Genomic DNA, 13,625 nt, shown 5'->3' on the forward strand with positions numbered 1-13,625 from the left:
CTGCAGAAAAGTGGTGTGCAATCTGATGACGAGCAGCCCTAAATCCTTCTGTGCTGAAGAAAGTTTAGGTTTAAACAGGCGAAACTTTCATCTTTAGGTCATGAAAATTTTTATTCTTGCCCTTGCTCTTTTTAGCGCACAACCTTTAATGGCGCAGGATGTGCCTAAGACCACCTTAACGCCTACAGAATACCAGCAGATAACTCAGAAAGAAAAAGGAGTGCTGGTGGATGTCCGCACCCCTGAAGAATTCAAGAACGGGCACCTGAAGAAAGCCAAAAACTCTGATTTTCGTGGAGGAAAGTTTGATAAAGAATACGATAGCTGGGACCGTTCAAAAACGTACTATCTCTACTGTGCCTCAGGAAACAGGAGCGGGGAAGCATTAAGACTGATGCAGGAAGCTGGATTTGCGAACGTTTATAATTTAGGCGCTTACAAAGACCTCAAAGCTTCACGTTTAAAAACAACGAAAGAAATGAACATAAAGTAAAGGATTTTACTTTCGTACATAAAAGGAGAAGAGGGGATTTTCGGCCGTTTTATTAAAAACGACCGGAAATCCCCTCTTTAATTTATAGCTAGGCTTTTTAGTAATTACCTATTGAAAGCATTACAAGCGTACAGGCGTGCATGGTTTTTATGTTCTGCTCCTGCGCTTTTTTCTCTAATTCAAAATTTTCTGTACCTGGGTTGAAGATTATACGCTTTGGCCTCAAAGAGAGTATATAGTCATACCAGCTGGGTTGGTTTTGAGGTCCTACATATAAAGTAACCGTATCCACATCATCAATGGATGGTTTTTCAGTTTCAATGGGCAAGCCAGCCACTTCTCCTTTCTTTATCCCAACGGGCACCACTTCATGACCTGAGCGCTTCAACTGATGCACTGCCTTATAACTAAACCGCCCTGGGTTATCAGAAGCGCCTATCACCACCGTCTTTTTCATCGTGTTTTCCCCTTAATTTAAAGAAAATAGGCCTAAAATGCCTTTCCGTATTTATACTCCTAAATTAACTTCAGGTTAGCCCCACACCAACAAAGCCACTTGCTCAGCACATCTTTCCCCGTCCATAGCCGCTGAAACGATTCCCCCGGCATAGCCGGCTCCCTCGGCACAAGGAAACAAGTTCTTGATATGCGGATGCTGCAGGGTTTCTTTGTCTCTTGGAATACGCACCGGCGAAGAGGTTCTGCTTTCTACGCCCACAATCTGCGCATCATTGGTCAGGTAACCTTTCATTTTATAACCGAATTCCTGAAATCCGCCTCTAAGCCGCTGGCCGATCATGGGCGGAAGTACCTCCAGCATGTCTACCGAAGCCAAACCTGGCTGGTAAGAGGTGTCCAGCAACGAAGAAGAAACCTTTCCTTTTACAAAGTCCTGCAGGCGTTGGGCCGGTGCTACCTGGGTTTTACCTGCGGCGGCCCAGGCTTTCTGCTCCATGGCTTGTTGCAACCGTAATCCTGCCAAGGCTCCGTGCTGTTTCAGATCCATGTCTTCCAGGTTCACTGCTACTACAATCCCTGAGTTCGCATATTTTGAATCGCGGCGGCTAGGGGACATTCCATTGACCACTACCTCACCAGGAGCCGTTGCCGAAGGAACTATGAAGCCACCCGGGCACATACAAAATGAAAATACGCCTCGTTCCTGTCCTTTGTAGGCTACCTGTTGTACTAAGGCATAAGATGCCGCTGGTAAGTGAGGACCACGGTCTCCATTGCATTTATATTGGATGCCGTCAATGAGGCTTTGCTGATGCTCCACCCGCACCCCCATGGCAAACGGCTTGGCTTCAATGAATATGTTTCGGGCGTGCAGTAATTCATAGATGTCACGGGCCGAATGTCCTGTGGCCAAAATGACCGCTTCGCCTTCTAAGGCAGTACCATTTGCGGTGATGACGCCTTTCATCTGGTTTTTCTCCAGAATGAAATCTGTCACACGGGTATTGAAATGGATTTCGCCCCCGGCTGCAAGAATCGTTTCCCGCATCTCAGCAATTAATACAGGAAGTTTATTGGTGCCAATGTGTGGGTGCGCGTCAAAAAGGATGTCGGTAGTGGCGCCGTGCTGCACCAGTATTTGAAGAATACGCTGCACATCGCCCCGTTTTTTGGAGCGGGTATAGAGTTTTCCGTCTGAATAGGTACCAGCTCCACCTTCTCCAAAGCAGTAGTTTGAATCTGGATTGACAACGTGTTCTTTGTTGATGGCCGCCAGATCGCGGCGTCTGCTGCGCACGTCTTTTCCACGTTCCACCACCACCGGTTTCAGCCCCAGTTCAATGCACCGCAAAGCTGCGAATAATCCGGCAGGGCCAGCCCCTACAATTAGTACCCTTGTGGCATCAGCCTTCACATCGGGGTAAGTATAGGTTGGCAGAATGGAGGAAAGATCAGGCGCTTGCGTGTACACGTCGGCACGTACCTTAACCTGCACCTTACGACCACGGGCATCAATTGAACGTTTGATTTTATGGATAAAAGCGGCATCTTCTGGGTTGATAATGCCGGCTTGTTGAAGAAGCTCTCTTTCAAGTAGAGCTGGGTCATACGCCACCTCTGGGGCCAGGACCAGGTCAAGTTCTTTTTTCATGAAGAATGTAAGGTAGTTAACCTTAAAATTGGTTTCGATCACCCTATTTGCTTTGGGTAAGGCAAAGATAGGCACTCTTCTTTAACCAAATACAGCATCAGAAAATTCGATATAAGGGCTTTTTGGTAAAACAAGCCTGTAACAGGTGGTACAATTTACTAGCCTTTTCTAAATAGAGTTCTTGACACTTTTTATATTATCCTAAAATCTTGTTTCTAAAAGCTACTTACATCCGGTTATTGCACCAGAATTGTACCTTCTGTAGGTGTGTTAAACAAAATAAAGAAGTTTTTAAAAAGAATAATCCCTAAACTAAGAAGTATTTTAGTTGCGTTATTTTTGCAAATCAGAGTAATCTGTAGTTGAAGTTTAATCAGAAGGAAAGGAGGGGGAGAGAGGAAGAACACGGAAGAAGTAATCAGCACATACATTATCTAAAACGCTTAAGCCAGCTAAAACCCATTGCTGGCACAGATAAACACACAAGTTCCTGCTAAAGCGTTGAAATATAGGAGCTAATCTTTTTGCGAGAGGGAAATAGACAACTTGCACTATCTGATAAACTGACAATCCAATCAAATCAGATAGCAAGGTTTCCCGCTCTTAACAATCAAAAAAATAGATGAGAAAAATCATATTGTTCAGCTTCGTTTTGTTGCTGTCGCTGGTAAACCATGCGTGGGCACAAAATCGGACAATTAAGGGAACGGTAACAGATGCTCAAACAGGCGAAGGAATGCCTGGGGTTACCGTTCAGCTAAAAGGGAGCACAACCGCAGTTCCTACGGGTATTTCCGGTGAATACGAAATAGTGGTGCCTTCTGCAGAGGGAGCTCTGGTTTTCACGTTCATTGGGTACGCCAACAGAGAAGTGGCTATTGGTAACCAGACTACAATCAACGTGGCTTTGGCAGCAGACCAAACCCAATTAAATGAAGTGTTGGTTGTGGCATACGGTACGGCAGAAGAGAAATCCTATACCGGTTCTGTTACTTCAGTAAAAGCTGAGTCTATAGAGCGTATGCAGGCCAATGATGTGACAAAGGCACTTTCTGGTTTAGCACCAGGCGTACAGGTTACCTCTTCCAGCGGACAGCCAGGTACAACCAGCGCAGTGCGCATCAGGGGAGTAGGCTCAGTGAACGCGAACAGCTCTCCGCTTTACGTGGTAGACGGTGCACCATACTCTGGAGACATCAACGCCATCAACCCGCATGACATCGAGTCTATGACTGTGTTAAAGGATGCAACGGCTGCTTCTTTGTATGGATCCAGAGCTGCTAATGGGGTTATTGTGATCACTACCAAAGGTGGAACTGCTCCTAAAGAGCCTACCATTTCCTTTGGTGCTACTGTTGGGGTTACTGACTTTGCGGTGGAAGATTACAAAACCGTGAATGCCGCCCAGATGTATGAGTTAACCTGGGAAGCGCTTCGCAATGACGCCAGAGCAACGGCTTCTCTGTGGCAAGGCAAATTTGCTTCTCCTGAGGAGTATGCCTCTAAAACAGTTGTAACCCGTTTAGCGGGTGCCGGTAACGGACAGCAGTACAACCCCTTCAGTGATGTAGAGCCAGTAGGTCTAGACGGTAAAATCAAGCCAGGCTTGACTCCTGCCTGGGATGAGGACTGGAGAGATGCCTTGTACAGAAAAGCCATGCGCCAGGAGTATGACCTGAGCGTACAAGGTGGAAATGAGAAAAGCAACTACTACTTCTCTGGTAACTATTTAGACCAGGAAGGTGCTTTCATCACCTCTGGCTTCAAGCGTTATTCTTCCCGTTTGCGCTTGAGCTCACAAATTCGTGATAACATCAAGGTTGGTCTGGGGGCTAACATTTCTTATACAGACCAGAATGCGCCTACTTCCAGCGGTACTTCTTTCCGGAACGTGGTATCATGGGGAAGAAACATTTCCTCCATTTACCCCATCTACAGAAGAAAGAACGCAGATGGCACTCCTTTCACCGGAGGCAATGAGTTCGACTTCAACACAGCCCGCCCGTACGGCGGTAACAGCAACCCGGTAGGAACCACTGCGCTGGATATTATCCGGGGGAACAACCTTACCTGGGGCTGGAATGGTTTTGCAGAGATTGGTTTTCTAAAAGACTTCAAATACAGAACTACGCTGGCGTTGAACGGAGATAACTACCGTGGGGAGACGTTCTACAATCCTAAATACGGTGACGCCTCTGGTACCATTGGCGGACGGGGTACTCAATCTAGAACTTCATTCACGGAGTACACCTTTAACCACATCTTGAGCTGGAACAAGACTTTCGGGGTACATTCATTAGATGCCTTGGGTGGTTTTGAGGTGTTCAACCTATCTTCAAATTCAGTATCTACCCAGAAAACCGGGTTCATTCCAATTGAAGGTATGACTGAACTGGACAATGCGGCCACCATTGTAAGCTCTAACTCGCAAAGAGACCGCAGGGCTTTGCAAAGCTTCTTAGGCCAGGTGAATTACGGCTTGGCAGACAAGTATTACCTGTCAGCCTCTTTCCGGAGAGACGGTTCTTCCCGCTTCCAGAGAGACAGCCGTTGGGGTAACTTCTACTCTGTAGGTGCTTCCTGGAGATTGTCTGAAGAAGATTTCATGAAAGAACTTTCCTGGATGAACAATGCCAAACTAAGGGCATCTTATGGTACATCAGGTAACGAGAACCTGATTTCCTACTATGCTTATAGAGGAGTTTACAATACCGGCTATCCAGACTTGTCTGCCCCAGGTATGATTGTCTCTACTTTGGAGAACCCGTTACTTTCATGGGAAAAACAGGCCATCTTCAACGTTGGTTTAGATGCAACTGTGTTCAACAAAGTAGATGTCTCTTTGGACTACTATGACAGAGAATCAAGAGACCTCTTGTTAGACCAGCCGTTGCCTCCTTCTTCAGGTTTCGTGAGGGTTTCTGACAATTTGGGTGCAATGCGCAACAGAGGGTTTGAAGCTAACATCTCCGCTCGCATCATTGACACAGAGAACTTCGGCTGGACTGCCAACCTGAATGCCGCCCGTAACACCAACGTGTTTACCGAGCTTCCGCAGGAAACCATTTTGGCAGGTACCAAACAGTACAAAGTAGGGCAGTCTATCTATGATTTCTTTATTGAAGACTTTGCAGGGGTAGACCCGCAAACTGGTTTAAGCTTGTGGTACCGTGATGTGAAAAATGCAGAGGGAGTAGTGGAAAGACAAACTACTTCAGACTACTCTAAAGCTACCCGCTACTATGTAGGTAACGCTTTGCCAGATGTGACCGGAGGTTTCTCAAACAACTTACGGTACAAAGGCTTTGACTTAGGTGTGTTGTTCAACTACAGTTTTGGTGGTAAAATCCTGAACACAGACTACAGCGGCTTAATGGGTGGCGGTTCATCTGCTGGTACTAACTGGAACGTAGACATCCTGAACAGATGGCAAAACTCAGGTGATGTAACCAATGTACCTCGCTTAGGAACTGGTCAGGCCTTGAATGCCAATGCCCGTTCATCAAGATTCTTAACCGATGCTGACTACGTACGCATGCGGAACGTGACCCTTGGTTATACTTTGCCATCTGCCGTGCAGGAGCGTTTGCGAATGAAAGGCTTGAGAGTTTTTGTTCAGGGAGACAACCTTTGGACATGGTCTAAAGGCCTGAAAGGAATGGATCCTGAGCAGTCATTGGATGGTCTTACCAACAATGCCTTTCCTACCATGAAGACGTACTCTGTTGGGGTTCGTGCTTCTTTCTAATCTAACAGACATATTACTTCAATAGATGAAAATCAATAAAGCTAAAATATATACAATCGTGCTGGGAGCCACCCTTGGGTTGGGTTCTTGCCAGGAGGATTTTCTGGAGACGGTGCCTTCAAACGCTGTTTCTTACGAGCAGGCGTTCAGCTCAACGGCTGGCGTGGAGGCTGCCTTGAACGGAATCTACCGTTTAATGCGAGATGCCCCGGTAAACTCCGGTTCTACCCCCAGCCACGATAGCTACGGTATTCCTCATTTCAACCTTACCTGGGATGTGATGGGGCAGGATATCATGGCGAACTCTAACTGGTTTGTGTTCCAGTATGAGTTAGACAACAAACTGCCTACTTACCGTGGTACGCACATGCTATGGGCAATGAATTATGGTGTTATCACCAACGCCAATAACATCATAGCCAATGCTGCCAAAGTACCGGGTATCACTGAGGAACAGCGTGCTGCCTTTGAGGCAGAGGCTAAAGCGCTGCGAGCCTTTGGCTACTTCAACCTGGCCCGTACTTACCAGCATACGTATCTGAAAGACCCTAATGCGTTGGCTGTTCCTTTGGTGTTGGAGCAAACCACTGCTCAATCACAGGGAAGGCCCAGAGCTACCCTTAAAGAAGTGTATACTCAGATTTTAGAAGATTTGAACACTGCTGAGCGGGTGCTGCCTACTACCAGAACTGCCAAAAGTCGCATCAATAAGAATGTAGCGCAGGGATTGTTAGCACGTGTACATTTAGAGATGGGACAATGGCAACAAGCTGCTGAGTTTGCGGCGAAAGCTCGTCAAGGGTATGCTTTGATGACGCCTTCACAATGGAAGGAAGGATTTAACAACTATGCCAACGGAGAGTGGATTTGGGGTCTTGCCCAATCTGCTGACCAGCAGGTAGCGTTTGCCTCTTTCTATTCTACCATTGATGGGCGCTATACCGTTGATTCAAAAGGAAACAGAACCTACGTACGCAGAGGGTATAACAACATCAGGGCAAACGACAAGTTTGTAGAGCTGTTTGCTTTAACCGATGCCCGCCGGGAGTTCCAGGAAGCAGTAGGTACTACCAACTCCAACCGTTACACTATCACTAAGTTCAAGGATCTTCCTGACTTAAGCGGTGACTTCGTGTTGATGCGTTCTGCGGAGATGTACCTGATCGAAGCCGAAGCCAAAGCCCGTTTTGGGCAGGAGGAAGCTGCGCAAGAGTTAGTATACCAATTGCGGCAGCAACGCTTTACGGTAGCCGCTGATGCGGTGAAACCTACCACCACCGGAACTGCCCTGATTGATGAAGTCTGGGTAGAGAGAAGAAAAGAACTCTACGGGGAAGGATTCGGGCTGATGGATATCAAACGCCTTCAGAAGCCTTTGGTGCGGACAGGTAACCATACTGCTGTTTTAGGAACGACCCCTGCAAACAGTGACTTGTTTATCTATATGTTCCCGCAACTGGAGATCATCAACAACCCTAACTTTGGGCCTCAGAATCCATAAAGGATATAACCTATCATAAAAAAAGGCTGCCTTTGTAAGAGCAGCCTTTTTTTATGCTTTCTGTTTTTGAGCTCTTTTGCCAAAATGCCTTCAAAACAAATCAAAAACCATAAGTCATGAGTTTGCATCAGCTTTTACAATCAGTTGATAGTTAATTCATAGTAGTAATTGCCTGTTTAAGGTTCCTGGTTCATCCTCCATATTTTCGGTTTAGTAGAAGGTTTTCCTGATTCATACCTTTTATAGCCCGGGTTCATCATGAACTACTTCCTAAGCGGAAATCAACCTGCTACATTTAGATAAGTAAAATTTAGGATTTCATAAAAAGCAGGCAAAAGAAAAGAGGAAGAGAGGCAGCAAAAGACTTTTAATTGAGGATTTAGCAAAAAAGAAATTCAACAAAGTATATAAACCCCCTTTAATCAATAGAAAAAATCATGACCTTAATTACCTTAAAAAACGGATTTGTTTCAACCTTATTAGTAATCTTTTTATTTCTTTCAGTTAACGTATTAGCCGAGGGAAACTTACGGTTCTTCCAGCCAGTGCCTGAACCTTTGGATCTGAGTGGTTCTACAGACACGCCAGATCTAGTATTAAGCAGGTTGTTGAAACTGTACCCAAACCCTAACTCAACCAATCAAGTCAACATCAAAGGCTTCACCAAAAACACCACTGCTTATATTCTGATAAAAAATGCCATTGGCTATGTAGTGGTAGATGAAAAGCAGTACAAAGCAGATGAAAGTGGTGATATCAACCTTAATATACAAACCCTGCAGCAGGGTCATTATTACATATTTATCAAAGTAGAAAGAGGGCATGTCCTCAAAAAATTGATCAAAATCTAAGAAGCTTGCTTCTAGAAGAAATATACAAGTACAGGTTTACCTCACGTATAATAAAGTTTTTATGAGAATGACTTAGTTTTGAAAAATGCCTCCTAATAATACTGCCCTTGTTTTAGGTTCTTTTCCTGAAAAAGAACCTAAAACAAGGGCAGTATTATTTTAATTAAGAGGAGCAGAACTTTAAGTTAAGCTTAATCTACTTCCCCAATGATGTCGTTTACCCAACCTTTTCCCCAGTTGTCTTTTTCCTCCTGGGTCCAGATTTCTGGGTAGAAGATTCTTTTCTGAAACTTAGGAGGCAAATATTTCTGCCAATTGGTACCGCCTGTGGCAGCTATTACTTCTGGGTCACGGTGGAGGTAGCGAACCGCAGATTTGTAGTGCATGAGGGGCCAGTTCACGTTCACGTTACTGTCCAATTCCTTCAGGTGGTTAATCAGCTTTTGGTTCTGCTGGTCTTCTAATGGCAGTTGTTTCAAGACATACCACACATTTTTGGTCTGGTACTCGCGGGCATGTTGCATCAACTCAGCAGAGTATTTTTCCTCAAACTGCAGAAGTGTAAGGGTCTTGGCTCCTGTGGCGGCCTCGGTGGCACCTTCTTTCCAATAGATGCAGCCAAATATCTCCTCATGGGTGCTTTGCAACCCCAGCGCTTCTCGCTTGGCCTTCTCTGTCAGGTTCCTTAGATCAGTGGAGCAGATTTCAATCTTTCTATATTGAACTGACTGGAAGCCACTTGCTGGCATCAGGGCCATTCTGAACTTGAGGAACTCCTTCTTGTCCATTCCATCCACCATCACTTCAAAGGAGTCAATCAGGTTTTCAAAGTAGCGGTTTATCCGGCCTATTCTGGTAATCAGCATCTGAACCGTAGGGGTAGGGTCTTCTCCAATCTGTCTATACTCGTGCAGGCAGAGCTTAAAGTACAGTTCTGTCACCTGGTGGTACATGATGAAGATCTCCTCATCTGGGATTTTGGTGCGCGGGGTTTGCAAACTCAGCAAGGTGTCCAGATGAATGTAGTCCCAGTAGTTAAGGAAGTCAGAATACAGAAGGCCTTCCAGGTAAGAGGCCAGGTCCTGGCCCAATGGGCTGTATTTCTGTTGGAGGCGCTCCAGCAATTCCAGTACCTGCGGAGAGAAGGTGGGGGCTGCCATATATTATTTTCTATATGTTGTAATTATCTCACTTATTAAGCGACAAAGAAAGTAAAACAATCTGGTTTAACTGGGGCTTTTAGAGAAGATTCGCTTTAGCCGGAAAGACCAATAGCAGGAATCTTGCATCCAACAGAAAAGGAATTTCTCTCCTCCGTTTTTTTGGCATCGGCTGCCTACGGGTGAACAATATCTTTAACTTTGATGCCGAAAAACGAGCAAAGACAATGGCAGAGAAGAGCAGTATTTTTGATATGATTGGCCCCGTTATGATAGGACCTTCCAGTTCACACACAGCAGGAGTAGTTCGTATTGCCCGGGCCGCCATCAGGATTTTGGGAGCTCCTCCGGTGGAAGCCACCATCACCTTTTATAATTCCTTTGCCCGCACCTATGAAGGCCACGGCAGTGATAGAGCTATATTGGCCGGGCTAATGGATTATAAAACTGATGACACCCGCATTAAGGAGTCTTTTGAATTTGCGAAGGAGCAAGGCCTGAAATACACTTTCAAATCCGTAGGAAATGCTTCTACTATGCACCCCAATACTATCAAGCTAAATCTGATAGCGGCAGATGGCCGAACAGCGGAGGTGATAGGGCAAAGCAGAGGCGGTGGTGTCATCAGCATAGTGGAGGTAGATGGCTTTCCATCTAACTTTTCTGCTAACCTGCATACGCTCATCATAGACGCAGATGATGTGAAGGGCAGTATAGCCTTCATCAGTGACATCATAGCCCATGACGACTGCAACATAGCTACCATGAACGTCTCCAGAAAGGGCCGGAATGATGTGGCCCGTCAATTCATAGAAATGGATTCTGGCCTTCGACCAATTACCCTGGAATACCTTCGGCAACTGAGTTGGGTGAAACAAGTGATCTACATCCCTAATATTGACTTATAAATGCGACGTTTCTCCTCAAAATTTCTTTCCACGCTGGGGCTGGTCATAGGCTGTCACACCTTCACTCTGGCACAAACGGGTACTTCAGCAGAGGCTGTCTGGAGCTTAGAACAGTGTGTGGAACATGCTGCAAAAAACAACTTGCAGATTAGGCAGTCCGGGCTGTCCATAGAACAGGCTACCATTGATGTCAATCAGGCACGGGCAGATCAATTACCCCAAATAAACGGGAGTGGTTCCCATGGATTTAATAACGGTTTCTTTCTGGACCCAGTTAGAAACCAAATCCAGAACACGCAGATTTGGTCGGGCAACGTAGGGGTGAATGGCTCTGTGAACCTGTATAGTGGTTTGCAGACGCACAACACCATCAAGCGAAACAGACTTGAGGTGCAGGCCAGTCAGCTTGACCAGCAGAAAGTTCAGAATGATGTTACCTTGAACGTGGTAACCGCTTATATGAACATCCTGCTGAACCAGGAGATCCTTAAAACCAATCAGGAGCGGCTTAACCTTACCCAAAGCCAATTAGAGCGTACTCAAAAGCTGTTTAAAGCAGGGAGCGTTCCTGAAAGTAATGTTTTAGACTTAAGCGCCCAAATGGCTAGTGATGAACTAAATATCATCACTGCACAAAATAATATTGAGCTGGCAGAGTTGCAGTTGATTCAATTGTTGAACCTCACAAATTCAAATCCAGCCAATTTCTCCATTGTGATACCAAACATACCAGATCCAGACCAGATGGTGATTGCGTTTAATGCAGAAGATGTGTATGCTACCGCTTCTGACAGAATGCCAGAGATCTTAAGGGCCAGGCTGCGAATTCAAAGTGCTGACAAATCCATAGCTATTGCAAAAGGAGGGTACCAACCCCGCCTGAGTTTGGTAGGTAGCATCAATACACGTTACTCCAGCGGTTCTTCCCTGATCTCTCTAGGCAATACCATTTCCCAAAGAACATTGGTTGGTTACCAGGACGAGAACATGAATCAACCCATCTATATCTATACTCCATCTGTTGAGCAAACACCTCGGGAGTACCCATACTTCAACCAGTTACAGGATAATATTGGTCAGTATATAGGGCTGAATTTAAGTGTTCCCATACTAAATGGTTTCAGGGTGAGGAACAACGTACAGTTATCTAGAATTAGCTTGAAAAACGCAGAAATCAATTCTGATATAGCCAAAAACGAGTTGAAACAAACCATTGCGCAAGCCTACACAGATGCAATTGGAGCACAGAAAAGGTTTGTTGCAGCAAGAAAACAGCTGGTAGCTTTTGAACAAGCCTATAAAAATGCGGAGATTCGCCTGAACAATGGCTTAATCAACAATGTGGATTTTAATGTGGCCCGCAACAATTTAGTAAAAGCCCAGTCAGACATTATACAGGCCAAATACGATTACACTTTCAGACTTAAGTTCCTGGAGTTCTACCAGGGCAAAACCATTACTCTCTAACAACCTCATGGCAAAACGGAATTCAAACAAACTGATCTACATCTTGGGTGGCCTACTGGTCCTCATAGTAGTTGGTTTACTTATAGCTAAAAAGAGCGGCTGGATTGGTAAGAAAGAAGGGGTAGAGGTTGCAGTTGCCAAAGCCAAACCAACCTCTATTGTGGAGAAAGTAAGTGCCTCAGGCAAAGTGCAACCTGAGATTGAAGTAAAAATAAGCCCTGACGTATCCGGTGAAATTACCGAGTTATATGTGAAAGAAGGAGACTCTGTCGTGGCAGGTCAGTTACTGCTTAGAATTCGCCCTGACAACTATCAAGCCATGGTAGAGATGCAATCTGCCTCAGTAAATACCCAACGCGCCAACCTTGCCCAGAGCAGAGCCCGATTAAACCAGGCCATGGCTAACAGCAAGAACATTCAGCAGTCGTATGAGCGGAACCGCAAGCTGTTTGAACAAAAAGTGATCTCCCAATCAGATTTTGACGCGGCAAAAGCACAGTATGAAGCCAATAGGGCCGAAGTGGATGCCGCTCGTCAAAGTGTAAGGGCCGCTGAATCTACTGTTCGCAGTGCCAGTGCCTCTTTAGAGGAGTCCAGAAGAAACCTTGACAAAACCACTATTTATGCCCCGGTAAGCGGCACAGTTTCCAAATTGAACGTAGAGCGCGGAGAGCGGGTGGTAGGTACCTCCCAGATGGCAGGTACGGAAATCATGCGCATTGCCAACCTCAACAACATGGAAGTACGGGTAAACGTGAACGAGAACGACATTGTGAGGGTACAGTTGAATGACTCTGCTATTATTGAAGTAGATTCGTACACCAATTCTAACCGTAAGTTTAGAGGTATTGTCACTTCGATTGCCAACACTGCTAAAGATGTAGCAACTTTAGAAGCCGTTACGGAGTTTGAGGTGCGCATCAGGTTATTGAATGATTCTTACCAGGATCTGCAGAAGAATAACCGAACCCCTTTCAGACCAGGCATGACTGCTTCCGTAGACATCATCACAGAGCAGAAAGACAACGTACTCTCCGTTCCTTTGGCGGCCGTGACTACCCGCGCTAAAGACAAGCCGAAAGGCACGCCAGCCTCTACTGTTTCACAGGAAAGTGACAAACCTGTTCGGGTGGAAGACAGACCTGATGAAGTAGTGTTTGTGCACGAGGGCGGCAAAGTGAAAATGGTGAAAGTAAAAACAGGTATTAGTGATTTTGACAACATAGAGATCTTGTCTGGCTTGAAAGCCGGCCAGGAGGTAGTCTCCGGGCCTTTCAAAGCCGTATCCAAGCAACTAAAAGAAGGTGATTTGGTAACGGTAAAAGATGAAAAAGCCTTGAACAGAGACGAAAAAGAAGAAGAAGAAGAGACGACAGAAGAATAAAGC

General features: G+C 45.6%; 10 protein-coding genes. 7 read left to right on the forward strand and 3 right to left on the reverse strand.

Features of this window, described 5'->3' with window-relative positions:
• Positions 1-100 precede the first annotated feature (100 nt).
• A complete protein-coding gene (locus tag DC20_RS18340; protein ID WP_083470379.1) occupies positions 101-493 on the forward strand; it encodes a rhodanese-like domain-containing protein in 393 nt (130 codons plus the stop codon).
• Positions 494-590: 97 nt separating this feature from the next.
• On the opposite strand, the gene DC20_RS18345 is transcribed toward DC20_RS18340, so the two are convergent.
• Positions 591-950, reverse strand: coding sequence for a CoA-binding protein (locus DC20_RS18345; RefSeq protein WP_062545159.1), 360 nt, complete (start codon positions 948-950; stop codon positions 591-593).
• Between the two features lie 75 nt (positions 951-1,025).
• Positions 1,026-2,603 carry an NAD(P)/FAD-dependent oxidoreductase gene (locus DC20_RS18350; RefSeq protein WP_062546048.1) on the reverse strand — a complete coding sequence of 526 codons (1,578 nt, stop codon included), beginning with the start codon at positions 2,601-2,603 and terminating at the stop codon, positions 1,026-1,028.
• Between the two features lie 622 nt (positions 2,604-3,225).
• On the opposite strand from DC20_RS18350, the gene DC20_RS18360 reads away from it, so the two are divergent.
• The 3 genes from DC20_RS18360 (at position 3,226) to DC20_RS18370 (ending at position 8,703) form a co-directional block, all read left to right on the forward strand.
• The gene (locus DC20_RS18360) at positions 3,226-6,351 is read left to right on the forward strand and encodes a SusC/RagA family TonB-linked outer membrane protein (RefSeq protein ID WP_062545161.1); all 3,126 of its coding nucleotides are present in this window, start codon (positions 3,226-3,228) and stop codon (positions 6,349-6,351) included.
• A 25-nt stretch (positions 6,352-6,376) separates the two neighbouring features.
• Positions 6,377-7,852, forward strand: coding sequence for a RagB/SusD family nutrient uptake outer membrane protein (locus tag DC20_RS18365; RefSeq protein WP_083470380.1), 1,476 nt, complete (start codon positions 6,377-6,379; stop codon positions 7,850-7,852).
• Positions 7,853-8,289: 437 nt separating this feature from the next.
• Entirely contained in the window at positions 8,290-8,703 is a 414-nt protein-coding gene (locus tag DC20_RS18370; RefSeq protein WP_062545163.1) for a T9SS type A sorting domain-containing protein, read from the forward strand.
• 191 nt (positions 8,704-8,894) lie between these two features.
• On the opposite strand, the gene DC20_RS18375 is transcribed toward DC20_RS18370, so the two are convergent.
• Positions 8,895-9,863: a tryptophan 2,3-dioxygenase family protein gene (locus tag DC20_RS18375; RefSeq protein ID WP_062545164.1), complete on the reverse strand. Its 969-nt coding sequence runs from the start codon at positions 9,861-9,863 to the stop codon at positions 8,895-8,897.
• A 227-nt stretch (positions 9,864-10,090) separates the two neighbouring features.
• On the opposite strand from DC20_RS18375, the gene sdaAB reads away from it, so the two are divergent.
• Genes sdaAB through DC20_RS18390 form a run of 3 tightly spaced genes read left to right on the forward strand, consistent with a single transcriptional unit; the run spans position 10,091 to position 13,622 of the window.
• Entirely contained in the window at positions 10,091-10,771 is a 681-nt protein-coding gene (gene sdaAB / locus DC20_RS18380; protein WP_062545165.1) for an L-serine ammonia-lyase, iron-sulfur-dependent subunit beta, read from the forward strand.
• On the forward strand, positions 10,772-12,238 hold the full coding sequence (locus DC20_RS18385) for a TolC family protein (protein ID WP_062545166.1): 1,467 nt from the start codon (positions 10,772-10,774) through the stop codon (positions 12,236-12,238).
• A 7-nt stretch (positions 12,239-12,245) separates the two neighbouring features.
• Positions 12,246-13,622 carry an efflux RND transporter periplasmic adaptor subunit gene (locus DC20_RS18390; protein ID WP_062545167.1) on the forward strand — a complete coding sequence of 459 codons (1,377 nt, stop codon included), beginning with the start codon at positions 12,246-12,248 and terminating at the stop codon, positions 13,620-13,622.
• The last annotated feature ends 3 nt before the right edge of the window (positions 13,623-13,625 follow it).

Origin of the sequence: Rufibacter tibetensis (genome assembly GCF_001310085.1) — a bacterium.
Taxonomy (GTDB): Bacteria; Bacteroidota; Bacteroidia; order Cytophagales; family Hymenobacteraceae; genus Nibribacter; species Nibribacter tibetensis.

What these genes read in the sequence shown, in the direction of transcription:
- DC20_RS18340 (WP_083470379.1), top strand. Translation starts at nt 101, where the DNA reads ATGAAAATTTTTATTCTTGCCCTTGCTCTTTTTAGCGCACAACCTTTA.
- DC20_RS18345 (WP_062545159.1), bottom strand. Translation starts at nt 950, where the DNA reads ATGAAAAAGACGGTGGTGATAGGCGCTTCTGATAACCCAGGGCGGTTT.
- DC20_RS18350 (WP_062546048.1), bottom strand. Translation starts at nt 2,603, where the DNA reads ATGAAAAAAGAACTTGACCTGGTCCTGGCCCCAGAGGTGGCGTATGAC.
- DC20_RS18360 (WP_062545161.1), top strand. Translation starts at nt 3,226, where the DNA reads ATGAGAAAAATCATATTGTTCAGCTTCGTTTTGTTGCTGTCGCTGGTA.
- DC20_RS18365 (WP_083470380.1), top strand. Translation starts at nt 6,377, where the DNA reads ATGAAAATCAATAAAGCTAAAATATATACAATCGTGCTGGGAGCCACC.
- DC20_RS18370 (WP_062545163.1), top strand. Translation starts at nt 8,290, where the DNA reads ATGACCTTAATTACCTTAAAAAACGGATTTGTTTCAACCTTATTAGTA.
- DC20_RS18375 (WP_062545164.1), bottom strand. Translation starts at nt 9,863, where the DNA reads ATGGCAGCCCCCACCTTCTCTCCGCAGGTACTGGAATTGCTGGAGCGC.
- sdaAB (WP_062545165.1), top strand. Translation starts at nt 10,091, where the DNA reads ATGGCAGAGAAGAGCAGTATTTTTGATATGATTGGCCCCGTTATGATA.
- DC20_RS18385 (WP_062545166.1), top strand. Translation starts at nt 10,772, where the DNA reads ATGCGACGTTTCTCCTCAAAATTTCTTTCCACGCTGGGGCTGGTCATA.
- DC20_RS18390 (WP_062545167.1), top strand. Translation starts at nt 12,246, where the DNA reads ATGGCAAAACGGAATTCAAACAAACTGATCTACATCTTGGGTGGCCTA.